At 72.3% G+C, this 21471-nt stretch carries 21 protein-coding genes and 1 pseudogene; 13 read left to right on the top strand and 9 right to left on the bottom strand.

Translation table 11 applies throughout. The features are described from left to right. Positions 1 to 271 precede the first annotated feature (271 nt). From AC07BS_RS05420 to AC07BS_RS05395, 6 genes and pseudogenes are all read left to right on the top strand, one after another. A pseudogene (locus tag AC07BS_RS05420) lies at positions 272 to 1819 on the top strand (ABC transporter ATP-binding protein); the annotation flags it as partial. Between the two features lie 245 nt (positions 1820 to 2064). Further along, positions 2065 to 3147, top strand: a complete 1083-nt coding sequence (locus AC07BS_RS05415) for an ABC transporter permease (RefSeq protein WP_478646719.1) — start codon at positions 2065 to 2067, stop codon at positions 3145 to 3147. Next, positions 3144 to 4430 carry an ABC transporter permease gene (locus AC07BS_RS05410; RefSeq protein WP_478646038.1) on the top strand — a complete coding sequence of 429 codons (1287 nt, stop codon included), beginning with the start codon at positions 3144 to 3146 and terminating at the stop codon, positions 4428 to 4430. Before AC07BS_RS05415 ends, AC07BS_RS05410 begins: the two co-directional genes overlap by 4 nt. 11 nt (positions 4431 to 4441) lie before the next feature. Beyond that, positions 4442 to 4825, top strand: coding sequence for a cytidine deaminase (locus AC07BS_RS05405; RefSeq protein ID WP_478646036.1), 384 nt, complete (start codon positions 4442 to 4444; stop codon positions 4823 to 4825). A 96-nt stretch (positions 4826 to 4921) separates the two neighbouring features. After that, a complete protein-coding gene (locus tag AC07BS_RS05400; RefSeq protein WP_478646034.1) occupies positions 4922 to 6205 on the top strand; it encodes a thymidine phosphorylase in 1284 nt (427 codons plus the stop codon). A gap of 112 nt (positions 6206 to 6317) precedes the next feature. Beyond that, positions 6318 to 6923: a hypothetical protein gene (locus AC07BS_RS05395; protein WP_478930367.1), complete on the top strand. Its 606-nt coding sequence runs from the start codon at positions 6318 to 6320 to the stop codon at positions 6921 to 6923. A gap of 19 nt (positions 6924 to 6942) precedes the next feature. Here the strand turns inward: AC07BS_RS05395 and AC07BS_RS05390 are convergent, their stop codons facing one another. Next, the gene (locus AC07BS_RS05390; protein WP_478930365.1) at positions 6943 to 8358 is read right to left on the bottom strand and encodes an MFS transporter; all 1416 of its coding nucleotides are present in this window, start codon (positions 8356 to 8358) and stop codon (positions 6943 to 6945) included. A gap of 205 nt (positions 8359 to 8563) precedes the next feature. Between AC07BS_RS05390 and AC07BS_RS05385 the strand changes: the two genes are divergently transcribed. The 3 genes from AC07BS_RS05385 (at position 8564) to AC07BS_RS05375 (ending at position 10267) form a co-directional block, all read left to right on the top strand. After that, positions 8564 to 9094: a hypothetical protein gene (locus AC07BS_RS05385; RefSeq protein ID WP_478930363.1), complete on the top strand. Its 531-nt coding sequence runs from the start codon at positions 8564 to 8566 to the stop codon at positions 9092 to 9094. Next, a complete protein-coding gene (locus AC07BS_RS05380; protein WP_478646023.1) occupies positions 9091 to 9462 on the top strand; it encodes a peptidase inhibitor family I36 protein in 372 nt (123 codons plus the stop codon). The genes AC07BS_RS05385 and AC07BS_RS05380 overlap by 4 nt, the downstream gene beginning before the upstream one ends. Positions 9463 to 9571: 109 nt before the next feature. Continuing rightward, positions 9572 to 10267, top strand: coding sequence for an RraA family protein (locus AC07BS_RS05375; RefSeq protein WP_478646021.1), 696 nt, complete (start codon positions 9572 to 9574; stop codon positions 10265 to 10267). Between the two features lie 126 nt (positions 10268 to 10393). Here AC07BS_RS05375 and AC07BS_RS05370 read toward each other — a convergent pair whose 3' ends face one another. Beyond that, a complete protein-coding gene (locus AC07BS_RS05370) occupies positions 10394 to 11710 on the bottom strand; it encodes an MFS transporter (protein ID WP_478930361.1) in 1317 nt (438 codons plus the stop codon). A 63-nt stretch (positions 11711 to 11773) separates the two neighbouring features. Between AC07BS_RS05370 and AC07BS_RS05365 the strand changes: the two genes are divergently transcribed. Then, entirely contained in the window at positions 11774 to 12763 is a 990-nt protein-coding gene (locus tag AC07BS_RS05365; protein ID WP_478646016.1) for a LysR family transcriptional regulator, read from the top strand. Between the two features lie 26 nt (positions 12764 to 12789). On the opposite strand, the gene AC07BS_RS05360 is transcribed toward AC07BS_RS05365, so the two are convergent. Further along, positions 12790 to 13470: an alpha/beta hydrolase gene (locus AC07BS_RS05360; RefSeq protein ID WP_478646717.1), complete on the bottom strand. Its 681-nt coding sequence runs from the start codon at positions 13468 to 13470 to the stop codon at positions 12790 to 12792. Between the two features lie 278 nt (positions 13471 to 13748). Here AC07BS_RS05360 and AC07BS_RS05355 point away from each other — a divergent pair, with 278 nt between their 5' ends. Both AC07BS_RS05355 and AC07BS_RS05350 read left to right on the top strand, forming a co-directional pair. After that, positions 13749 to 14921 (top strand): adenosine deaminase, encoded by a 1173-nt coding sequence (locus AC07BS_RS05355; RefSeq protein ID WP_478646013.1) that lies wholly within the window; start codon positions 13749 to 13751, stop codon positions 14919 to 14921. 182 nt (positions 14922 to 15103) lie between these two features. Then, positions 15104 to 15499, top strand: a complete 396-nt coding sequence (locus tag AC07BS_RS05350) for an ATP-binding protein (RefSeq protein WP_478646010.1) — start codon at positions 15104 to 15106, stop codon at positions 15497 to 15499. A gap of 152 nt (positions 15500 to 15651) precedes the next feature. Here AC07BS_RS05350 and AC07BS_RS05345 read toward each other — a convergent pair whose 3' ends face one another. The 5 genes from AC07BS_RS05345 to afsQ1 form a co-directional block, all read right to left on the bottom strand. Next, positions 15652 to 15870 (bottom strand): PspC domain-containing protein, encoded by a 219-nt coding sequence (locus AC07BS_RS05345; protein WP_478646007.1) that lies wholly within the window; start codon positions 15868 to 15870, stop codon positions 15652 to 15654. A gap of 88 nt (positions 15871 to 15958) precedes the next feature. Next, the gene (locus AC07BS_RS05340) at positions 15959 to 16513 is read right to left on the bottom strand and encodes a VanZ family protein (protein ID WP_478646004.1); all 555 of its coding nucleotides are present in this window, start codon (positions 16511 to 16513) and stop codon (positions 15959 to 15961) included. A 99-nt stretch (positions 16514 to 16612) separates the two neighbouring features. After that, positions 16613 to 17227 (bottom strand): hypothetical protein, encoded by a 615-nt coding sequence (locus AC07BS_RS05335; protein ID WP_478646001.1) that lies wholly within the window; start codon positions 17225 to 17227, stop codon positions 16613 to 16615. Beyond that, positions 17224 to 18756: an ATP-binding protein gene (locus tag AC07BS_RS05330; protein WP_478645999.1), complete on the bottom strand. Its 1533-nt coding sequence runs from the start codon at positions 18754 to 18756 to the stop codon at positions 17224 to 17226. The genes AC07BS_RS05335 and AC07BS_RS05330 overlap by 4 nt, the downstream gene beginning before the upstream one ends. A 74-nt stretch (positions 18757 to 18830) precedes the next feature. Continuing rightward, positions 18831 to 19511 carry a two-component system response regulator AfsQ1 gene (afsQ1, locus tag AC07BS_RS05325; protein WP_478645997.1) on the bottom strand — a complete coding sequence of 227 codons (681 nt, stop codon included), beginning with the start codon at positions 19509 to 19511 and terminating at the stop codon, positions 18831 to 18833. A gap of 215 nt (positions 19512 to 19726) precedes the next feature. Here afsQ1 and AC07BS_RS05320 point away from each other — a divergent pair, with 215 nt between their 5' ends. Next, positions 19727 to 20485: a SigE family RNA polymerase sigma factor gene (locus AC07BS_RS05320; protein WP_478645994.1), complete on the top strand. Its 759-nt coding sequence runs from the start codon at positions 19727 to 19729 to the stop codon at positions 20483 to 20485. A 159-nt stretch (positions 20486 to 20644) separates the two neighbouring features. Here AC07BS_RS05320 and AC07BS_RS05315 read toward each other — a convergent pair whose 3' ends face one another. After that, positions 20645 to 21301 (bottom strand): uridine kinase family protein, encoded by a 657-nt coding sequence (locus AC07BS_RS05315; RefSeq protein ID WP_478645993.1) that lies wholly within the window; start codon positions 21299 to 21301, stop codon positions 20645 to 20647. Between the last annotated feature and the right edge of the window lie 170 nt (positions 21302 to 21471).

Raw genomic sequence — 21471 nt, 5'->3', positions numbered from 1 at the left:
CCGGCACCGACCGGCCCGTAAGAACCGCGGGCCCGGTGGCCGAGGAGGAATCCTCGCCGCCGGGCCCGTACATACGCCCCCGGCCGAGGCCGGGAGCGGTTCCCCGCCGTCACGCTACGCGCGTAGCACTCCATTGACGCGTGTAGCGTCGCCTCCGCCCAGCCGGACCGCCCGTTACCCCGCACGGCCCAATCCGGCTTCCGCTCCTTTTCCCCGAGGAGAGTGCGCCATCAAAGCGTCCACCAAAGAGCCCAGCAGTACCGCCCCAGCGGTGGAACTCGCGGGTATCACCAAGCGGTTCCCCGGTGTCGTGGCCAACCACGACATCCACCTGACGGTCCGCCGCGGCACCGTCCACGCCCTCTGCGGCGAGAACGGCGCCGGCAAGTCCACGCTGATGAAGATCCTCTACGGCATGCAGAAGCCGGACGAGGGCACCATCACCCTGGACGGCGAGCAGGTCACCCTGCACACGCCCGCCGACGCCATCTCGCGCGGCATCGGCATGGTGCACCAGCACTTCATGCTCGCCGACAACCTCACCGTCCTCGAGAACGTCGTTCTCGGCGCCGAGAAGCTCCACGGCATCGGCAACAAGGCCCGCGCCCGGATCAAGGAGATCTCCGACGCGTACGGCCTGGGCGTGCGTCCCGACGTCCTCGTGGAGGACCTCGGCGTCGCCGACCGCCAGCGCGTGGAGATCCTCAAGGTCCTCTACCGCGGTGCCCGCACGCTGATCCTCGACGAGCCGACGGCCGTCCTGGTCCCGCAGGAGGTCGACGCGCTCTTCGACAACCTGCGCGAACTGAAGTCCGAGGGCCTGACGGTCATCTTCATCTCGCACAAGCTCGGCGAGGTGCTCTCCGTCGCCGACGACATCACCGTCATCCGCCGCGGCACCACCGTCGGCACCGCGGTGCCCAGCGAGACCACGCCCAAGCAGCTCGCCGAGCTGATGGTCGGTGAGGAGCTCCCGTCGCCGGAGACCCGTGAGTCCACGGTCACCGACACGCCGATGCTCACCGTCGACGGCCTCCACCTGTCGGCCACCGACTCCGACGGCGTCGTCCGCTCGGTGCTCGACGGCATCACCTTCACCATCCACAAGGGCGAGGTCCTCGGCCTCGCGGGTGTCGAGGGCAACGGCCAGGCCGAGCTCGTCGAGGCCATCATGGGCATGCGGACGCCGGACGGCGGCACTGTCACCCTCGACGGCAACGACATCACCAAGGCCCCCACGCGCAAGCGCCGCGAGGACGGCATCGGGTACATCCCCGAGGACCGTCACCGCCACGGCCTGCTGCTCGAGGCCCCGCTGTGGGAGAACCGCATCCTCGGCCACGTCACCGAGAAGCCCAACAGCAAGGGCGGTCTCATCGACATCAAGGCCGCCCGCGCCGACACCGAGCGGATCGTGCGCGAGTACGACGTCCGCACCCCCGGTATCGACGTCACCGCGGCCTCCCTCTCCGGCGGCAACCAGCAGAAGCTGATCGTCGGCCGCGAGATGAGCCACCTGCCCAAGCTGCTGATCGCCGCGCACCCCACCCGGGGCGTGGACGTCGGCGCGCAGGCGCAGATCTGGGACCAGATCCGCGAGGCGCGCCGCGAGGGCCTGGCCGTGCTGCTGATCTCCGCCGACCTCGACGAGCTGATCGGGCTCTCGGACACCCTGCGGGTGATGTTCCGCGGCCGCCTGGTCGCCGACGCCGACCCGGCGACGATCACCCCGGAGGAGCTGGGCTCGGCCATGACCGGTGCCGCGTCCGGCCACCTGGAGCACGAGGAGTCCGGCGAGGACGCCGAGGGCGCCGACGGCGCCGGCGACCCGAAGGACGACGCCCCGGCGAAGCCGGCCGAGGGCGGGAAGTCCGAGGAGAAGGCCGAGGCCGAGCCCGAGGAGAAGGCCGACAAGGCCGAGAAGAAGTCCGACGCGAAGTCCGACGACGCGAAGTCCGACGACACCAAGTCCGACGACACCAAGTCCGACGACGCGAAGTCCGACAAGAAGTCCGAGAAGAAGGAAGGCGGTGACGCGAAGTGAAGAAGTTCGACAAGGACAAGATGATCCTGGGTCTGGCTGCCCCGGTCCTGGCGATCGTGGCCGCTCTGGCCATCACCTCGATCATCATCGCCGCCACCGGTGGGGATCCGTTCCACGCCTACGAGGTCATGATCGACTTCGGGTCCAAGGCCGACAGCCAGGTCTGGATCATCAACAAGGCGACGCCGTACTACCTGTCCGCGCTGGCCGTGGCCATCGGCTTCCGGATGAACCTGTTCAACATCGGTGTCGACGGCCAGTACCGCATCGCGGCCTTCTTCGCCGCCGTGGTCGGTGGCGCGCTGACGCTGCCCGGCTTCATCCAGATCCCGGTGATCATCATCGTCGCGATGATCGTGGGTGCGATCTGGGCCGGCATCGCCGGCATCCTGAAGACCACCCGCGGTGTCAACGAGGTCATCAGCACCATCATGCTGAACGCCATCGGCGCCTCGGTCATCGGTTACTTCCTGCAGGACGGGCGGCTCGCGGAGAAGGAGGGCAACCTGATCCACACGCCCTACCTGCCCGACTCCGCCCACTTCTTCGAGATCCCGACCACGCCCAAGCCCATCTACGGCTTCGTCGTGATCGCGGCCCTCGCGGGCGTCGCCTACTGGTTCGTGCTCAACCGCACCCGCTTCGGCTTCGACCTGCGCACCGTGGGCCGTTCCGAGTCCGCGGCCCAGGCCAGCGGTGTCAGCGTCAAGCGCATGGTGATCACCGCGATGGTGCTCTCCGGCGCCATGGCCGGCCTCGTCGGCATGCCGACCCTGCTCGGCGTCTCGTACAACTACGGCACCGACTTCCCCGTCGGCATCGGCTTCACGGGCATCGCCATCGCGCTGCTCGGCCGCAACAACCCCTTCGGCATGGCCCTCGCGGCCCTGCTCTGGGGCTTCCTGGAGCGCACCGGCACCCAGCTCGAGTTCGAGGGCTACGCCCAGGAGATCGTCGGCGTGATCCAGGGCGTCATCGTCCTGTGCGTCGTCATCGCCTACGAGATCGTGCGCCGGTACGGGCTCAAGGTCCAGCAGCGCAAGGTCGGCGAGGAGCTCGCCGCCCAGGCGCGTAAGAGCGACAAGGCGGAGGTTTCCGCGTGAGCACCACCTTCACCGCCGCGCTCTCGGAGCGGCTGAGCGGCAAGAACAAGGGGGAGCGCCGCAAGCTCTCCTACCCCGTCGTCCTGCTGATGATCGCGGCCGCCATCGTGCTGCTGTCCGCGCTGCGCGTCATCACCGGTGCCGAGGACCTGACGTCCTCCGGTCAGTGGAGCGGCGCCCTCGGCGCCGCCGTGCCGATCGGTCTCGCGGGCCTCGGCGGCCTGTGGGCCGAGCGCGCGGGCGTCGTCAACATCGGCCTCGAGGGCATGATGATGCTCGGCACGTTCTGTGCCGGGTGGATCGGCTGGCAGCACGGCCCGTGGGCGGCCGCCGCGGCCGGCATCGTCGGCGGCGCGATCGGCGGCCTCGTGCACGCCGTCGCCACCGTCACCTTCAACGTCGACCACATCATCTCCGGTGTGGCGATCAACATCCTGGCGCTGGGCTTCACCCAGTACCTGGCCAAGCTGTGGTTCGGTGCCGAGGGCAGCGCGGCGCAGCAGGCGGGCGGCAACGACAAGCAGTCGCCGGTCATGGAGAACATGGGTCACTTCTCGATCCCCGGTCTGTCCGACTGGCTGCACTCGATCGAGAAGCACCACTGGTTCCTGGTCTCGGACGTGGCGGGCATGCTCGACGGCCTCGTCTCGGACGTGTCCTGGCTGACGATCGTCGCGGCGCTGCTGTTCGTCGGCACGTTCTTCGTGCTGTGGCGCTCGGCCTTCGGTCTGCGCCTGCGGTCCTGCGGTGAGAGCCCGGTGGCGGCCGAGTCCCTCGGCGTCAACGTCTACACGTACAAGTACGCGGCCGTGGTCGTCTCCGGCGCCCTCGCGGGCCTCGGCGGCGCGTTCCTGGCCATCGGTACCCACATGTACTCGGACGGCCAGACGGGTGGCCGCGGCTACATCGGTCTCGCCACGATGATCTTCGGTAACTGGCGTCCGGGCGGCGTCGCGATGGGCGCGGGCCTGTTCGGCTTCATGGACAGCCTCCAGCTGCGCTCCGGCGGCCCGACCGTCCACGCGCTGCTGCTGCTCGTGGCCGTCCTGCTGGTCGGCCTGGTGGTCTGGCAGCTGAAGAAGGGCAAGAGCAAGCAGGCGATCATCGGTGGGGTCGTCGTCGCGGCCCTCGCCGTCTGGTACGTCCTCACCACGACCGTGCCGCTGGAGTTCGTCGACGCCACCCCGTACGTCGCGACCCTGCTGGTGCTGTCGCTCTCCGCGCAGCGCCTGCGGCCGCCGAAGGCCGACGGTCAGCCCTACCGGAAGGGTCAGGGCAAGTAGTGAGCTCTTCCGTGAACTGGGAAGACCTCCGTGCGCAGGCCCGGGACGCCATGTCCCGGGCCTACGCCCCGTACTCGGGCTTCCCCGTCGGTTCCGCGGCCCTCGTCGACGACGGCCGCACCGTGACCGGCTGCAACGTGGAGAACGCCGCCTACGGCGTCGCCCTGTGCGCCGAGTGCGGCATGGTCTCGGAGCTGATCGCCACCGGCGGCGGCCGGCTGACGCACTTCACCTGCTGCGACCGCCACGGCAACATCCTGATGCCGTGCGGCCGCTGCCGTCAGCTGCTGTGGGAGCACGGCGGCCCGGAGCTGGAGGTGGACACCACCACGGGCGTCCGTCCCCTCGCCGAGCTGCTGCCCGACGCGTTTGGGCCCGCCGACCTGAATCGTTGAAGATGGACCTAAGCGCCGGACGGGCTGATCTCTTCAGCCCGTCCGGGTCACTTTCCGGCCCCGGAAAGACCTGAGGACTACGAACCTAAGGAAAATGTGCTGATGGACGCCATTTCCGTTATTCGCACCAAGCGCGACCGCGGCCGTCTGAGCGATGAGCAGATCGACTGGATGATCGACGCGTACACCCGCGGCGAGGTCGCCGACGAGCAGATGTCCTCGCTCGCCATGGCCATCCTGCTCAACGGCATGGACCGCGCGGAGATCGCCCGCTGGACCGCGGCGATGATCAACTCCGGCGAGCGGATGAACTTCTCCTCGCTGCCCATGCCGACCTCGGACAAGCACTCCACCGGTGGCGTCGGCGACAAGATCACCCTGCCGCTGGCCCCGCTCGTCGCCGCGTGCGGCGCGGCCGTTCCGCAGCTCTCGGGCCGCGGCCTCGGCCACACGGGCGGCACGCTCGACAAGCTGGAGTCCATCCCCGGCTGGCGCGCGCTGCTCTCCAACGACGAGATGATGGACGTCCTGCGCAACGTCGGCTCCGTCATCTGCGCGGCGGGCGACGGCCTGGCCCCGGCGGACAAGAAGCTCTACGCGCTCCGCGACGTGACCGGCACGGTCGAGGCCATCCCGCTGATCGCCTCCTCCATCATGTCCAAGAAGATCGCCGAGGGCACCGGCTCCCTCGTCCTCGACGTGAAGGTCGGCTCCGGCGCCTTCATGAAGAACATCGAGGACGCCCGTGAGCTGGCCTCGACGATGGTGGGCCTGGGCACCGACCACGGCGTCAGGACGGTCGCGCTGCTCACCGACATGTCCACCCCGCTCGGCCTCACCGCGGGCAACGCCCTCGAGGTCCGCGAGTCCGTCGAGGTCCTCGCCGGCGGCGGCCCGGCCGACGTCGTCGAGCTGACCATCGCCCTGGCCCGCGAGATGCTCGACGCGGCCGGCGTCAAGGACGCCGACCCGGCCAAGGCCCTGGCGGACGGCTCCGCGATGGACGTGTGGCGCCGCATGATCCAGGCCCAGGGCGGCGACCCGGACGCCACCCTGCCGGTCGCCCGCGAGCAGCACGTGGTGACCGCCACCGAGTCCGGTGTCCTCACCAGGATGGACGCGTACGCCGTGGGCGTCTCCGCCTGGCGCCTGGGCGCCGGCCGCGCCCGCAAGGAGGACCCGGTGCAGGCCGGCGCGGGCATCGAGCTGCACGCCAAGCCGGGCGACACCGTCACGGCCGGCCAGCCGCTGATGACGCTGCACACCGACACCCCGGAGAAGTTCGACTACGCCCTCAAGGCGCTCGACGGCGGCGTCGAGATCTCCGCGGCGGGCACGGCCTTCACGCCGAACCCGATCGTGCTGGACCGCATCGCCTGACGGGCCGGTCGACCGGCTCCCGCCGGTCCGGCCCCAGGGAAAGCCCCCGCCCCGGCGGGGGCTTTTCCCATGCCCGGGCGGTGCCGCCGGCACGTCGTACTACCGTTCAGACGTGATCGACACCAATGGAATCCGGCTGGGCACCGAGGCCGCGCGCCGCCTGGCCCGGCTCGACTGCTGCCGCATCGAGCCGGGCCTCACCGACGAGGAGTTCGACCGCGTCGAGAAGGAGTACGGCTTCACGTTCGCCGACGACCACCGCGCCTTCCTGGCCGCCGGCCTGCCGGTGAACGGAGAGCCGCTGGGGGAGGAGCACACCTGGTCCAGCCCGTGGCCCGACTGGCGCGACGGCGACCCCGAGGAACTCCGGTATCAGCTCACGCGGCCCGTCCAGGCCGTGCTGCGGTCGGTCGAGGACGGCTTCTGGCCCGCCTCCTGGGGGACCCGCCCGGCGGCGGCCGACGAGGCGCTGGCGGAGGCCGAGCGCCGGCTCGCGCTGGTGCCCGTCATGGTGCCGCTCTACGCCCATCGCCATCTGCCCGCCGGCAGGGGGAGCTCCGGCCATCCGGTGCTCTCGATCTGGTCCGGCCAGGACATGATCTACTACGGCGCCGATCTGCCCGACTACATCGACCGCGAGTTCGATCCGGAGCACGAGCATCCGGAGGGCTGGGACCCGCGGGCGACGGTCCCCTTCTGGAGCGACTTCGTCGAGTAGCCGGTGCCGGATCAGGGCGTCAGGCCGCCTTCCCGGCCGGCGGTGCCGGCGCCGGCCGGGAGGCGCGGGCCACGACGAGGAGGAACAGGCCGCAGGCCGTGACGAGCAGCCAGCCCGGCCGGGACGCGTGGGCGAGGCCGGTGGGGGCGACGCCGCCGACCAGGCCGCCCGCTATCGCGATGCCGACCGCCGAACCGACCTGCCGCGCTGTGGAGGTGATCGCCCCGGCCACGCCGGCCCGGGACGGCGGCAGACCGCCGACCGCGGTGTTGGTGAGCGGCGCGTTGGCGAAGCCGAACCCGACGCCGATCAGCAGGTAGGCCAGCAGAAGCCGCGGAACGCCCGTGTCCTGACCCAGGTCCAGCATGCAGAGGCCGCCGGCGGCCGTGAAGGCGCCCGCGAGGACGAGCGGGCGGCGCGGCCCGACGCGCCCCACCAGGGACCCGGACCACGGCGCGCACACGGTCGCCCCGAGCGCCATGGGCAGGGTCGCCAGGCCCGACGCGAGCGGCGTCCAGCCGCGGGCGTGCTGGAGGGAGAACGTGGTGAGCAGAAGACTCACGTTCAGCGCGGCGAATACCGCCACCGCGCCCAGCACCGCCGTGGAGAAGAGCGGCCGCCGGAACAGCCCCAGGTCCATCAGCGGGTCGTCGCTACGCCGCTCGACCCGGACGAACCCGGCCACCGCGGCGACGGTCACGGCGTAGCAGACCAGGGCCGGGGCCGAGGTCCAGCCGATGCGGGGGCCCTCGATGAGGACGCCGACCGCGACGCACAGCGCCAGGGTGAGGAGCGCCTGCCCGGGCAGGTCGAGCCGCCGGGCCCGCTGCCCCCGCGACTCCGGCACGAACACCGCGACCAGGACGAGGGCGATGACGACGACCGGTGCGTTGATCCAGAAGACCGACCGCCAGCCGAACGCCGCGACCAGCCATCCGCCGGTGACCGGCCCCGCCGCCATGCTGAGCCCGAACACCGCCGCCCACACGCCGATCGCCCGGGCCCGCTCCCGCGGGTCGGGCATCGCGTTCACCACGATCGCCAGGGCCACCGGGCTCAGCATCGATGCCCCCACCCCCTGGACGGCGCGCGCCGCGACGAGCCAGCCGAGCGACGGGGCGAGGGCGCACACGACCGAGGCGGCACCGAAGACGACCAGCCCGCACCGGAACACCCGACGCCGCCCGAAGCGGTCCGCGAGCGAGCCCGAGGCGATCAGGAGGCTGGCCAGGACCAGGGTGTAGGCGTCCACGACCCATTCCAGGCCGCCGGTGCCCACGCCCAGGCCCCGCCCGATGACGGGCAGCCCCACGTTGACGATGGTGGTGTCGAGCCCCACCAGGAACATGCTCAGCGCGCAGACGGCCAGCACCGTCCAGCGCCGGCGGTCGGTCGGTCCCGACGCGGCCGGAGCCGCCGGGGATGTCGTGGTCACGGGTCCGCCTCGGGTCGGGGATGGGCTGCGGTCCCATGCTGGGATCAGCCGGCAACGCCCGACCAGAAAGTTTGCGGAGACCGCAAAAGCGCCGGTCGATCAACAGTCGCGCCGATCACCTCTCCAGGTGATACGACGCATGCCGGCGCACACGGTGGGGAGTGTGGCTCTTGCCAGGATCGGCCACCACCGGGGGACTGCTCACATGCGCCAACTCGCCCTGACGGCCCGGCTCCTGCTCCTCACGGCCGGCCTGCTGTCCGGCTGCGCCCACCCCGCGACCGGCCCGCGGCCCGCCCCGGACGACGTCATCAAGGCCGCCACCCAGCGCCTCACCGACGCCTGTCTGACCCGCCAGGGCCTCACACCCCCCGGTCCCGGCCGGAGCCCGGCCCCGGCCGCCGACCAACGGCGCGTCGGCTCCGCCCTCTTCGGCTCGGGCGAGCCGGAGCTGAGCGTCGCCCTGCCCACCGGCTACGTCGTGCGCGCCCACACCGACGGCTGCCTGGCCGCCGCCCAGCGCCGGCTCTACGGCGACCAGCCCCGCTGGTTCCGCGCCTCGGTGATCGTCAACAACCTGCGGCCCGAGGCCGAGCACACCCACCGCGGCATGGCCGACGTCCGCGCCCGGCACCGCGCCGAGATCGCCGACTGGCGGCGGCTGCGCGCCCACGCCCTCGCCCAGGCCACCACCCTGCTCGACAATCCCGCACACGAAGGAGAAGCACGACCGTGAAGCGCCTCATCGCCCTCGTCGCCGCCACCCTCATCTCCACCGGAGCCGTCCTGGCCACCTCGGCCACCGCCGACGCGGCGCAGTGCCGCAGCGGCTACTTCTGTGTCTGGACGGACGCCAATTTCACCGGCATGAAGATCGAGCACAGCGGCGACGACCGCTGGTGGGAGGGCGACATGTTCAAGCACGACTCGTCGTGGGCCAACCACGGCGTCTCCGGCCCGGGCGTCAAGGACCACGTCAAGGTGTACGAGGGCCGCAAGCTGCTCGGGCGCGTGACCATCTGCCTCGCCCCCGGCCAGGAGGTCGGCTACAACGGCGGCGCCAACGACCACGGCGGCTCCCACACCTGGACCAGCACCTGCTGACGCCTCCCGCACGGAACGGCGGCACGCCCGGGACCCCCGGCGTGCCGCGGTGCGGAGTAGCGTGACCGGCGACCGGGGGGACCGGCCCCGCCGCAGGAAGGAGCCCGTCATGTCGCTGAAGGCCTTCGCCGAGCTGTCCACGCCCCTCGTGGCCGACGCCTGTGTGCGCGAGGGCGTCCCTCTGCGCGTCGCCCCCGCCGGCGTCAGGGCGGTCGTACCGGGGCACCGCCTCGCGGGCCGGGTCCTGCCCGCCCGTCACTACGGCAGCGTGGACGTGTTCCTGGAGGCGTTCGGGAACGCCGCGCCCGGGGACGTCCTGGTCGTCGACAACGGCGGCCGGACGGACGAGGCCTGCGTCGGCGACCTGGCCGTACTGGAGGCCGAGGCCGCCGGTGTGGCCGGCATGGTCGTCTGGGGACTGCACCGGGACACGCCGGAGCTGATGGAGATCGGGCTTCCGGTCTTCAGCTACGGCAGCTACCCGCCCGGCCCGACCCGCGTGGACCCGCGGGAGCCCGAGGCCCTCACCACGGCCCGCTTCGGTCCGCACATGGTGGGCGCCGCCGACGTCGTCCTCGCCGACGACGACGGCGTGCTGTTCGTCCCCGCGGACCGGATCGAGGACGTCCTGGCCACCGCCGGCACCATCCGCCGCACCGAACGCGAACAGGCCCGGAGGATCAGGTCCGGCGACACCCTCCGCCACCAGACGTCGTTCGACGCGTACCTCACCCGCCGCGCCGCCGACCCGTCCTACACCTTCCGCCACCACCTCCGCGGCGTCGGCGGCGCGATCGAGGAGTAGGGCCGGTCGCACAGCCGCACGGCGGCACAGTCGCACGGCGAAGGCCCCGCCCTCCCCGCCAGGACAGGTGGCGGGGGAGCGGGGCCTTCGAGCCTCCGGGGTGGGCCGGGTGGCGGGCCCGTGGTGTCAGACGCGGCCCGCGACCGGGGTGGCGCGGGTCGCGACCGGGGCCGTGCGGCGGGCCGCCAGGGCCTGGCGGGTGCCGCAGAGGGTGACGGTCACGGCGCCGAGCATGGCCAGGAAGCCGAGGAGCACCGTGCCGTCCCAGCCGGCGGCGTGGAAGGCGAGGGCGCCGAGGGTGCCGCCGACGGAGCTGCCGAGGTAGTAGGCGGTCTGGTAGAGCGCCGAGGCCTGGGCGCGGCCGCTCTTGGCGGCCCTGCTGACGGCGGACGAGGCCACGGCGTGGCCCGCGAAGAAGCCGGCGGTGATCAGGACGAGGCCCAGCAGCACGGCGGCCAGCGACGAGGTCAGGGTCAGCAGGAGGCCGGCCGTGGTGGCGCCCACCGCCAGGTAGAGGGCACCGCGGCGGCCCATCCGGCCGACCAGCTTGCCGGCGGCGGCCGAGGAGACCGTACCCACCAGGTAGATCAGGAAGATCGAGCCGACCACGCCGGACGGCAGGGAGAAGGGCGCCTCGGCCAGCCGGTAGCCGATGACCGTGTAGACCGCGCCGAAGACGGTCATGAAGAGGCCGCCGATGAGGTACAGCCTGCGCAGCAGCGGGTCGGACAGGTGGGCGCCGACCGTGCGGCCGAGAGCGCGGGCGGAGACCGGGGCCGGGGTGAAGTGGCGGGCCCGGGGGACCATCAGCCGGAAGGTGAGGGCGCACAGCACGGCCAGGACGCCGACGGCGGCGAGGCCGGCGCGCCAGCCCCAGGCCTGGGCGACCCAGCCGGCGAGGATGCGGCCCACCATGCCGCCGATGCTGTTGCCGGCCACGAACAGGCCGATCGCGCCGACGAGGGCCTTGGCGCGGACCTCCTCCGAGAGGTACGCCATCGCCGAGGCCGGCACGCCGGCCAGCGCGGCGCCCTGCACCGCGCGGAGCGCCGTCAGCCAGCCCAGGTCGGGGGCGAACGGCACGAGGAGGGAGATCAGCGCTGCGACGCACAGGGCCGCGGTCATCGTCGTACGCCGTCCGAAGCGCTCGGAGAGGGCGCTGAGGGGGACGACCGCGACGGCGAGGCCGCCGGTCGCGGCGGAGACGGTCCAGCTGGCCTGACCGGGCGTCACACCGAGGTCGTCGGAGATCGCGGGGAGCAGGGCCTGCGTGGAGTAGAGGAGGGCGAACGTGGCCACTCCGGCGGCGAAGAGCGCGAAGCTCATCCGGCGGTAGCCGGGGCCGCCCGGGACCAGCCGGGTGTCATCGGAGGGTAGGGACGACGAGGGGAAGGCACCCGAACGCGCGACGACGACGGATGCCCCGGTATCGGCAGGAGGCATGGGAAGACCGTAGGCAGGCCCCATCTGATGCGTCCAATGCACAGAATGGCGATAATCGATCCTGTGTTGCATGAACGCAGGTCAGGCGGGCCCTTGTCATCGGCCGGCAACAAAAAAGACATTCCTGTGACAGCTGATGTCGAGGCCGACTCGTGGGCCGTCACGCTCACCCCGCGCCTCGCGCAGTTCGTCGCCGTGGCCCGGCACGAGCATGTCACCCGGGCCGCGCATCAGCTCGGAATGCCGCAGTCCACTCTCAGCCGTTCAATGGCCCGCCTCGAACACGACCTGGGCGTCGCCCTCTTCGCCCGGCACGGCCGGACGGTCTCCCTCACGGCGGCCGGCCGCACCTTCCTCGCCACCGTCGACCGCGCCCTGTCCGAGGTGGACCGCGCCGCCGAGTCCGTACGGGCCGACGCGGACCCGGCCGCCGGCAAGGTCGCGTTCGGCTTCCTCCACACCATGGGTTCGGAGACGGTACCCGAGCTCATCCGCGCCTTCCGCACCGACCACCCCCGGGTGCGCTTCCAGCTCGTCCAGAACTACGGCGAGGCCATGATCGAGCGGCTGCGCGACGGCGATCTCGACCTCTGTCTGACCTCGCCGGTGCCGGACGAGCCGGACCTGGTCGCCCGGCGGCTCGACGAACAGAAGCTGCGGCTCGTCGTCCCCGACGACCACCCGCTGGCCACCCGCAAGCGCATCCGGCTCGCGGAGGCGGCCGGCGAGCTGTTCGTCACCCTCGAACCCGGCTACGGGCTCCGGCGCATCACCGACGCGCTGTGCGCCGAGGCCGGGTTCACCCCGAAGGTGGCGTTCGAGGGCGAGGACCCGGAGACGCTGCGCGGTCTGGTGGCCGCCGGGCTGGGCGTGGCGCTCCTGCCGCCGCCCGCCGTGCCGCGCCCCGGCGTCGTCGAGCTGACGGTCACCGCGCCGCGCGCCGCCCGGGAGATCGGCGTGGCCTGGCTGGACGGGCACCCCGACACCCCGCCGGTGGCGGCCTTCAAGCGCTTCCTGCTCTCCCGCCGCGGACAACTCCTGCTCCACCGCTGAGGAACCGTCACGCCTCGGCGCCGCGGTCAGTACCGCAGCGACGTCCCGAAGCCCGCCGCCAGCGGCATCCGCAGGCCCAGCGGCGGCGGCGCCGCCAGCGCGTCCGTCACCGGGCGGGCGTAGTGGTGGCCGAGCAGCGAGCCGCGTACGAAGTCGGCCGCCAGCGCCAGCACTTCGGGGCGGTGCTGGCGCAGGGCGTGGCCGTCGGAGTGGACCTCGAAGCGGCAGACGTCCCGGTTGATCTTCTTGGCGCGCTCGGCGAGCCGGTACGAGAGGTCGGGGTCGGTGCGCTCGTCGTTCGTGCCGTGCACGATCAGCACGCGCCGGCCCGCGAGTTGGCGCACCGGTTCGGGGTCGAGCACGGCCTCCGGCTCGGGCAGCCAGGGGGCGATCGCCAGCACCGACGTCACGGCCGGGTGGCCGGCGGCCCGCAGCGCGGCGCGGGCGCCCATGCCCGTACCGGTCAGGCAGACCGGTACGTCGCCGTAGCGCCGCGTCACCTCGTCCAGCGCCCACGCGGTGTCGGCCACGGGGTGGGCGGCCGAACCGTTCCAGCCGCGGTGGCGGTAGCGGAGGACGTGGAGGACGAGGCCCTCCGCCTCGCCCGCCCGGAGCAACCGGCGGGCCAGCGTCCGCTGGGCGGCCACCACGCGCGGCGGCGGCCGGCGCAGCCCGGTGGCGTATCCGCCGGGCAGGAGCAGCGCCACACCGTGCACATCGCCGCCGGCGCGCGCCGCGCCGAGCGGTTTTCCCAGCCGGGCGGTGTCCGGGGCCTCCCGTCCCCGCCCGCGCGCCCGTACCTCCAGACCGTTGCGTCCCTCGGGCCCCACTGGGCCAGTCGGACCTTCCGGATCCCGCTGCGGCAACGCTTGCTGCACCATGGCAGACAACGATGGCAGAACGACCGGTGGTGTCCACCCCGCCGATGGGTCACCGTTCCGTATCGTTCGCCGACATCTACGCGCGTAGGGGCTAGAGTGCCGAAATGACGAGCGAGACCACCTCTCAAGCGACTTCCCGGGCGGGCTCCGTCCCGACCCCCGAGCAGATCCGCCGCGCCCCCAAGGTGCTGCTCCACGACCACCTGGACGGCGGTCTGCGTCCCGGCACGGTCGTCGACCTCGCGGCCGCCGTCGGCTACGACAAGCTGCCCGAGACCGACGCGGACAAGCTGGGCGTCTGGTTCCGCGAGGCCGCCGACTCCGGATCGCTGGAGCGCTACCTGGAGACCTTCGCGCACACCTGTGCCGTCATGCAGACCCGCGAGGCGCTGATCCGCGTCGCCGCCGAGTGCGCCGAGGACCTGGCCGAGGACGGCGTCGTCTACGCCGAGGTGCGCTACGCCCCCGAGCAGCACCTGGAGGCCGGGCTCACCCTGGAGCAGGTCGTGGAGGCCGTGAACGAGGGCTTCCGCGAGGGCGAGCGGCGGGCCCGCGCCAACGGCCACCGCATCCGCGTCGGCGCGCTGCTGACCGCGATGCGCCACGCGGCCCGCGCGCTGGAGATCGCCGAGCTGGCCAACCGCTACCGCGACTCCGGCGTCGTCGGCTTCGACATCGCGGGCGCCGAGGCGGGCTTCCCGCCCACCCGCCACCTGGACGCGTTCGAGTACCTCAAGCGCGAGAACAACCACTTCACCATCCACGCGGGCGAGGCCTTCGGCCTGCCGTCGATCTGGCAGGCCCTCCAGTGGTGCGGCGCCGACCGGCTCGGCCACGGCGTGCGCATCATCGACGACATCGAGATCGCCGAGGACGGCACGGTCACGCTCGGCCGGCTGGCGTCCTACGTGCGCGACAAGCGCATTCCGCTGGAAATGTGCCCGACCTCGAATCTCCAGACCGCGGCTGCCACTTCGTACGAAGAGCACCCCATCGGACTTCTCCGTGATCTGCATTTCCGTCTGACGGTGAACACCGACAATCGTCTGATGAGCGGAACCAGCATGAGCCGGGAATTCGAGCACCTGGTCAAGGCCTTCGGCTACACGCTGGACGACATGCAGTGGTTCACCGTCAATGCCATGAAGTCGGCCTTCATCCCATTCGACGAACGTCTGGCCATGATCAACGACGTGATCAAGCCGGGCTACGCCGAGCTCAGGTCCGAGTGGCTGTTCCGTCCGGCGGTGCTCCCGCCGGCGCCGGAAAGCGCCTGACCAGCAATTCCACGAAGGGTTCCGGAAGGGAATCCGTAGTGGTCGTACCGTGAATGCGGCCGGGACTTCGCGTCCCGGCCGCATTTCGTCTTCGTGTCCGTCATTGCGACGGGGCCCGCTCATCGCTACGTTGCGGAGCCGCCCGGTATTTCCCGCCATCCCGTCATGAGGACTGATCTCCGATGAAGCAGGCATCTCTCAAGGCTCTCGGCGCCGCCGCACTCGGTGCCGCCTTCGCGGTCGCCGCGGCGGGTACCGCCTCCGCCGGCACACTCGAGTCGGTCACCACCACCGCCACCGGTGCGGCCAAGGGCGTCCCGGTGGCCCAGTTGGCCCCGGCGGCCCCGATGGGCGGACCGGTGCTCGTCGCGGGCGACCACCTCATCCGCTCGGGCGTCCTGGAGCAGTCCGCCCGGGCCGCCGACATCGCGCTGGCGCCCCACCTGCCGACCCGGAAGCTCACCGGCGCCCCCACCGACAACAAGGGCAACGCGGGCCTGCTCGGCGCCCTGCCCACCAAGGCCCTCGCCCCCAACGGCCTCTCCCTGCCCGGCCTGGGCACCCCCAACAGCCGCTGACCCCGGCGAGCGGAGACGCACGGCGACGAGCACGCCCCTCAGGGGCGGACCACGGGACGAACGACACGACGGGCCGCGCACCCCGGCAAGGGGTACGCGGCCCGTCGTGTCGTTCGCGTCGTTCGGCTTCGGCTCGTCCGGCTTCGGTGGGGTTACCAGGCGGAGGTCTTCGCGGCGGCGCGGGCGGAGCCCTCGGCCGGCATCAGGATCCACAGCGCGATGTACAGCAGGAACTGCGGGCCGGGCAGCAGGCACGACGCCAGGAAGATCACCCGCATGGTGGTCCGGGAGGTCCCGAAGCGCTCGGCCAGACCCGCGCAGACTCCGGCGATCATCCTGTTGCGGCTGGGGCGGACCAGCGGAGCGGACATGGCGGCGACTCCTTGTCGTCTGACGTCCGGGGGAACGGTTCCCCCGATGACCTCAACGCTACGGCGCCGAACAGGGCAAAGCGTCACTCTAGGGGGCGATCCCGACCCTGGGGATCGTCGGGGTCAGACCCCGATCCGGCTCCTCCCGGCGGAGGGGCCGGGTAGGTCCCGCCTCGCCCCTGCGGCGTAGCCGGGCCCGCACCGCGGGGACGACGGCGAGGTGGGCGACCGTCACCCCGGTCACGTTCATCAGCAGCGCGTCCACGTCCAGCACCTGGCCCACCACACCGCCGCGCACCACCTGGAGCAGCAGCGAGAACATGGCGCTGGTGAAGACCGTGCGGGCCAGCGAGCCCGCCGTCGACGCGGCGATCCGGCCGCCCGCCCACGGCAGCAGCACGCCCAGCGGGGCGAACGGCAGCACCCCCGCTCCTATCGAACGCGCCGCGTCCCAGGGACTCAGCGCCAGATCGGCCCGGATGGTGGCCAGCGGCTCCAGACGCGCGGGCGTCACCCAGGGCGCGGTCAGCGGCCGCAGGGCGAGCCAGCCGAGCACCACCAGGTGCACTGCCAGGAGGACACAGCCCGCCACGCGGTAGCGGTATCGGAGGGCGGGCGAACCGCCGAAGCCATGACGCTGCACGCCCCCCAGGACGCCGCGCGCGGGGCGCGCGGTTCCGCAGTCGCGTACAGAGAGTCAGCGCCGGTCGCCGGGGTGCTCCAGGGCCGTCCCGGCCCCGCCTCAGGAGGCGGGGACGCCGCCGCTCCGGACGGCCTCCGGATGGGCGCGCGTCTCCTCGGTGCACGCGTAGCCCCTCGGCCGTTCGTCCCCGGGTCCGCCCAGCACCACCGTGCTCTTCCCGTCGGCCGCCGGGGTGCCCGCGTAGGTGCACACCACCTGCGCGAGCGCCGTCGGAGGCAGCTCCTCCGGTGCCGTGCCCAGCCGCAGGGTTCCCGCCGGGTCGCCCTGGCGCGGGCCCTCGACGGTCAGCCGCTGCGGCACCTCGGTGGAGAAGCCGGCCTCGTCCTCGACCGACGTGGGCTGCCGCTTGAGCTCGTCCAGCAGCGCCCGCGCCATGGCGGCGGGGTCCTCCGGGCCCGACGCGGTGACCATCCGGGTGACGGGGAGTAGCTGTGAGCCGCACAGCAGCTGTACGGACATGGTGAGGCTGCCCTCAGGGGGCGCGCTCGGCGCTCCGGGGCGCACCACGCACGTCGCGCGCGAGGGCGCGCTCCCGGCGTCCACGGGCACGGCCGTGCCCCGGATGCCGCAGCCGGTCAGCAGGGTCAGCCCGGCCAGGCCCGCGGCCAGGCCGGCCGCCAGGGTGACGCCCCGGGCGGGGACGGCGCGTCTCACGCGGCACCGCCTTCCCCGTCGCCGGCCGTGCCGGAGGTCCCGGACGGCCCGGACGTCTCCGAGCCCTCGCCGTCCGCGATGGCGGACGCGTCCCGGGGCAGGGTCAGGGTGAACACCGCGCCGCCCTCCGGCGAGTTCGCCGCCGTGATCTCGCCCCCGTGGATATGGGCGTTCTCCAGGGCGATCGACAGTCCCAGCCCGCTGCCCTCCGAACGCGGCCGCGAGGCGCTGGCCTTGTAGAAGCGGTCGAAGACGTGCGGCAGCACGTCCTCGGGGATGCCGGGACCGTGGTCGCGCACCGCGATGACCAGCGAGTCGTCCGTCTCCCGTACCGACACCCGCACCGGCGAGCCGCCGTGCTTGAGGGCGTTGCCGATGAGGTTGGCCAGGACGACGTCCAGCCGGCGCGGGTCGAGCCGCGCCATGATCCCGCGCTCGGCGTCCAGTTCCACCGCGTCCAGCCAGGCCCGGGCGTCGATGCACGCCGTGATCTGGTCGGCGATGTCCACGTAGTCCAGCACCAGCCGGGCCGTGCCCGCGTCGAAGCGGGTGACCTCCATGAGGTTCTCCACCAGGTCGTTCAGCCGGCGGGTCTCGCTCACCACGAGCTGCACCGCGGGCGCGATCATCGGATCGAGGGAGTCCGCCTCGTCCTCCAGCACCTCCGTCACGGCGGTGATCGCCGTGAGCGGGGTGCGCAGCTCGTGCGACATGTCGGCCACGAAGCGCCGGCTGGAGGCCTCCCGCGAGCTCAGGTCCTCCACCCGCTTCTGCAGCGACTCGGCGGTCCTGTTGAACGTCCGCGACAGGTCGGCCAGCTCGTCGCTGCCCGACACCTGGAGCCGGGTGTCCAGCTTCCCCTCGCCCAGCCTGCGCGCCGCGTCGCCGAGCCGCTGCACGGGCCGCAGCACGGTCGACGCCGCCGCCTGCGCGAGCAGCGCCGAACCGATCAGCGCCAGCCCGGTCGCGATGCCCAGCGACCAGCCCAGGGAGTTGAGGTCGGCCCGCTCGTTCTCCAGCGACTTCAGCAGATAGCCGGTCGGGCCCCCGCCGATCACCTTCGCGCCGCCGACCAGGTACGGCTTGCCGTCCAGCGTGATCCGCTGCCAGTACAGGTGGTACGGGTACGGGTTGGACTCGTCGACCTTCCGCTCCCGGTTGACCGCCGTGATCAGGGTCTTCGGCACCACCGACAGCGTGAACAGCTCCCGGTCCGAGGGTGCCGCGCAGGTGCCGCCGCCCTTGACCTCGCCGATCAGCAGCACCTCGTACTTCTGCGAGGTCGCCGCCATCCGGTCCGCGGCCTCCTGGAGTTCCGGACAGGTCGGCAGCAACGGCAGCGAACCGGTGTTGTCCTGGAGCGTCTTGCGGAAGTCGTCGAGGGCGGCGTTCTGGGTACGGGTGAGGACCGCGTCGCGGTTGAGCCAGTACGCGATGGCCGAGGCGGACACCGCGGCGGCCAGCGCCACCAGCGCGAACACCAGCATCAGCCGCAGTCGCAGGCTGATCCGGCGCATGCTCAGCTTCATGCCGTTCCTGGCCGCCGCCCAGCCCCGCGCCCGACCGGGCTCTTCAGTCACTATGGGATCTGTCCTCAAGATCGTTACTGTTGCGGGGCGTCCAGCCGGTAGCCCACGCCGCGGACCGTCCGGATCAGCGTCGGCGAGGACGGCACGTCCTCCACCTTCGCCCGCAGCCGCTGCACACACGCGTCCACCAGGCGCGAGTCGCCCAGGTAGTCGTGCTCCCACACCAGCCGCAGCAGCTGCTGCCGCGACAGCGCCTGCCCCGGCCGCCGGCTGAGCTCCAGCAGCAGCCGCAGCTCCGTCGGCGTCAGCTGGAGGTCCTGGCCGTTCTTGGTGACCGTCATCGCCGACCGGTCGATGACCAGCGAACCGAACGACGCCGAATCGCTCGACTCCCGCTCGCCGCGCCGCAGCACCGCCCGGATCCGGGCGTCCAGCACCCGGCCCTGCACCGGCTTCACCACATAGTCGTCCGCACCCGACTCCAGGCCCACGACCACGTCGATGTCGTCGTTCCGGGCCGTCAGCAGGATGATCGGCAGCTGGTCGGTGCGGCGGATGCGCCGGCACACCTCGAAGCCGTCGATACCCGGCAGCATCACGTCCAGCACGATCAGATCCGGCCGCTGCTCCCGCAGCAGCTTCAGGCCGTCCTCACCCGACGCCGCGGTCACCACACGGTGACCCTGGCGGGACAGGGAGAACTCGAGAGCCGTGCGGATGGCGTCGTCGTCCTCGATCAGCAACAGGAAAGGCACGGTGGTCATTCTGGCCTAAGACTGGCCGGTAGTTCGACAGAAGGACGCCGCAGCGACCCCGCACGCCCCCGTCACGAACGCCCCGCGGGCTGTTGCAGGGCTGTGACAGTCGGCGGACAGCGCCATGAAACTGGCCCGGCAGAGTTCTTTCCACCGGGCAACAACGGTCCGGGTCACTGACGGACCGAGCTGGCTCCACCGACGGGGGGCGCGAGATGAACACACTGCACAGCACCACGAACAGCGCAGTTCGCACGCGCCTCCACGACACCGGCCGGAGCGGTGAGAAGTCCGGTGCCGTGGGCGGGCGGGGGTGCGCTCGCGGCACCGGACGTACGGCACGGCCGCCGTACATGGTGGCCATCGACGCGATCGCGTACGGGGAGGCCGCGACGGGCGCGGGGGGCGCCCGTCCGGCTGCCAAGGGGGGCCGCGACACCGGCGTGTCGCGGACGGAGGCGGAGTTCACCGCCTACGTGCAGGAGCGCCGCGCCTCCCTGTACGCGACCGCGTACCACCTGACCGGAGACCGGCACGAGGCCGAGGACCTGCTGCAGAGCGCGCTGTTCTCGACCTACCGCGCCTGGGACCGGATCAGCGACAAGGCCGCGGTCGGCGGCTACCTCCGCCGCACCATGACCAACCTGCACATCAGCGCCTGGCGCCGCCGCAAGCTCAACGAGTACCCGACCGAGGAACTCCCCGAGACGGCCGGCGAGACCGACGCGATGCGCGGCACCGAGCTGCGCGCCGTGCTCTGGCAGGCACTGGCCCGGCTGCCCGAACTCCAGCGCACCATGCTGGTCCTGCGCTACTACGAGGGCCGCACCGACCCGGAGATCGCGGAGATCCTCGACATCAGCGTCGGCACCGTCAAGAGCAGCATCTGGCGCTCCCTGCGCCGGCTGCGCGAGGACGAGGTCATCGGCTCCGACCGGGGCGTACGGGAGTCCTTCGGCGAGCTGGTGGCCTGAAGGGAACGAGGGACGGGGGAAACGAACGGGGGAATCGGGGGAACCGGGGGGACCAACGGGGGGAACCGGGGGAAACCACGGGGGAAACAGAGAGCGGGCGGGCAGCCGGGGGGACTGCCTCGCCCGCTCTCGCACGTCCGGGACCGGATGCCTCCGGGGTCAGGACGGGACGCTCTCGCGCCGGCCCGCGGCCGCCGCGGCGATCCGCCCCATCGCCGTCTCCCCGCCGCAGGGGAACGCCCCCAGCGCCGTCTGCCGGCTCACGATCGCCCGCTCCGAGCGCATCAGCCGCAGACCCCGCCGCACCAGGTACGGCACCGGCTTGCGTCCCTCGCGCATGTCGCGCAGCAGCCGCCGCCGGAACGTCGTCGACGGCCGCCCGCGCAGGCACAGCGCGTCCGCGAGGTGGCCCAGATCACGGCACGCGTCGATGATGTCCGCGGCGAAGATGCCCTCCGCGATGAACAGCGGGGTGCGCCCGATGTCCAGCGGGCTGGTGCCCACCCGCGAGCTGGTGGCGATGTCGTACACCGGCACGGTCGTCCGGGTGGTCCGGCACAGGTCGTCGATCGCGGCGACCGCCGCCTCGGCGTCCCACGACAGCGGAGAGTCCCAGTCGGTGCCGCCGCCCTCCGCGAGCTGCGGCAGCGTGGGGTCGTGACCCTCCTTGTAGAAGTCGTCCAGGTTCAGCACCGGCAGGCCGGTACGGGCGGCCAGGGACGACTTTCCGGAGCCGGACGGGCCGGTGAGCAGGATGACGCGCGCGGAGGGCAGGAGGGAGGTCACGGGACACCAGTGTGAGGCATTGCGCCGCATGGGGGATCCCCCTGGGTCGGGGCGTGCGCAGTACGTAGTCGGTCCACTACGGTGCGTGTCGATCCGACCCTCAGGCACGCACTCACGGCAGGTGGTCATGGCCTCCCACGCTCGACACGCACGCTCCGCGCCCCCTCCCCCGCGCCGCCGGCGCGCCCTGACGCGGGTGG

The organism is Streptomyces sp. NPDC044063, assembly GCF_056434285.1.
Note: the sequence above shows the minus strand (reverse complement) of the source record. Positions and strands in the feature narration are given on the sequence as shown.

Coding starts and splice junctions, on each gene's coding strand:
- AC07BS_RS05415 (WP_478646719.1), top strand. CDS start 2,065: ATGATCCTGGGTCTGGCTGCCCCGGTCCTGGCGATCGTGGCCGCTCTG.
- AC07BS_RS05385 (WP_478930363.1), top strand. CDS start 8,564: ATGCGCCAACTCGCCCTGACGGCCCGGCTCCTGCTCCTCACGGCCGGC.
- AC07BS_RS05375 (WP_478646021.1), top strand. CDS start 9,572: ATGTCGCTGAAGGCCTTCGCCGAGCTGTCCACGCCCCTCGTGGCCGAC.
- AC07BS_RS05370 (WP_478930361.1), bottom strand. CDS start 11,710: ATGCCTCCTGCCGATACCGGGGCATCCGTCGTCGTCGCGCGTTCGGGT.
- AC07BS_RS05355 (WP_478646013.1), top strand. CDS start 13,749: ATGACGAGCGAGACCACCTCTCAAGCGACTTCCCGGGCGGGCTCCGTC.
- AC07BS_RS05350 (WP_478646010.1), top strand. CDS start 15,104: ATGAAGCAGGCATCTCTCAAGGCTCTCGGCGCCGCCGCACTCGGTGCC.
- AC07BS_RS05345 (WP_478646007.1), bottom strand. CDS start 15,870: ATGTCCGCTCCGCTGGTCCGCCCCAGCCGCAACAGGATGATCGCCGGA.
- AC07BS_RS05330 (WP_478645999.1), bottom strand. CDS start 18,756: ATGAAGCTGAGCATGCGCCGGATCAGCCTGCGACTGCGGCTGATGCTG.
- AC07BS_RS05320 (WP_478645994.1), top strand. CDS start 19,727: ATGAACACACTGCACAGCACCACGAACAGCGCAGTTCGCACGCGCCTC.
- AC07BS_RS05315 (WP_478645993.1), bottom strand. CDS start 21,301: ATGCGGCGCAATGCCTCACACTGGTGTCCCGTGACCTCCCTCCTGCCC.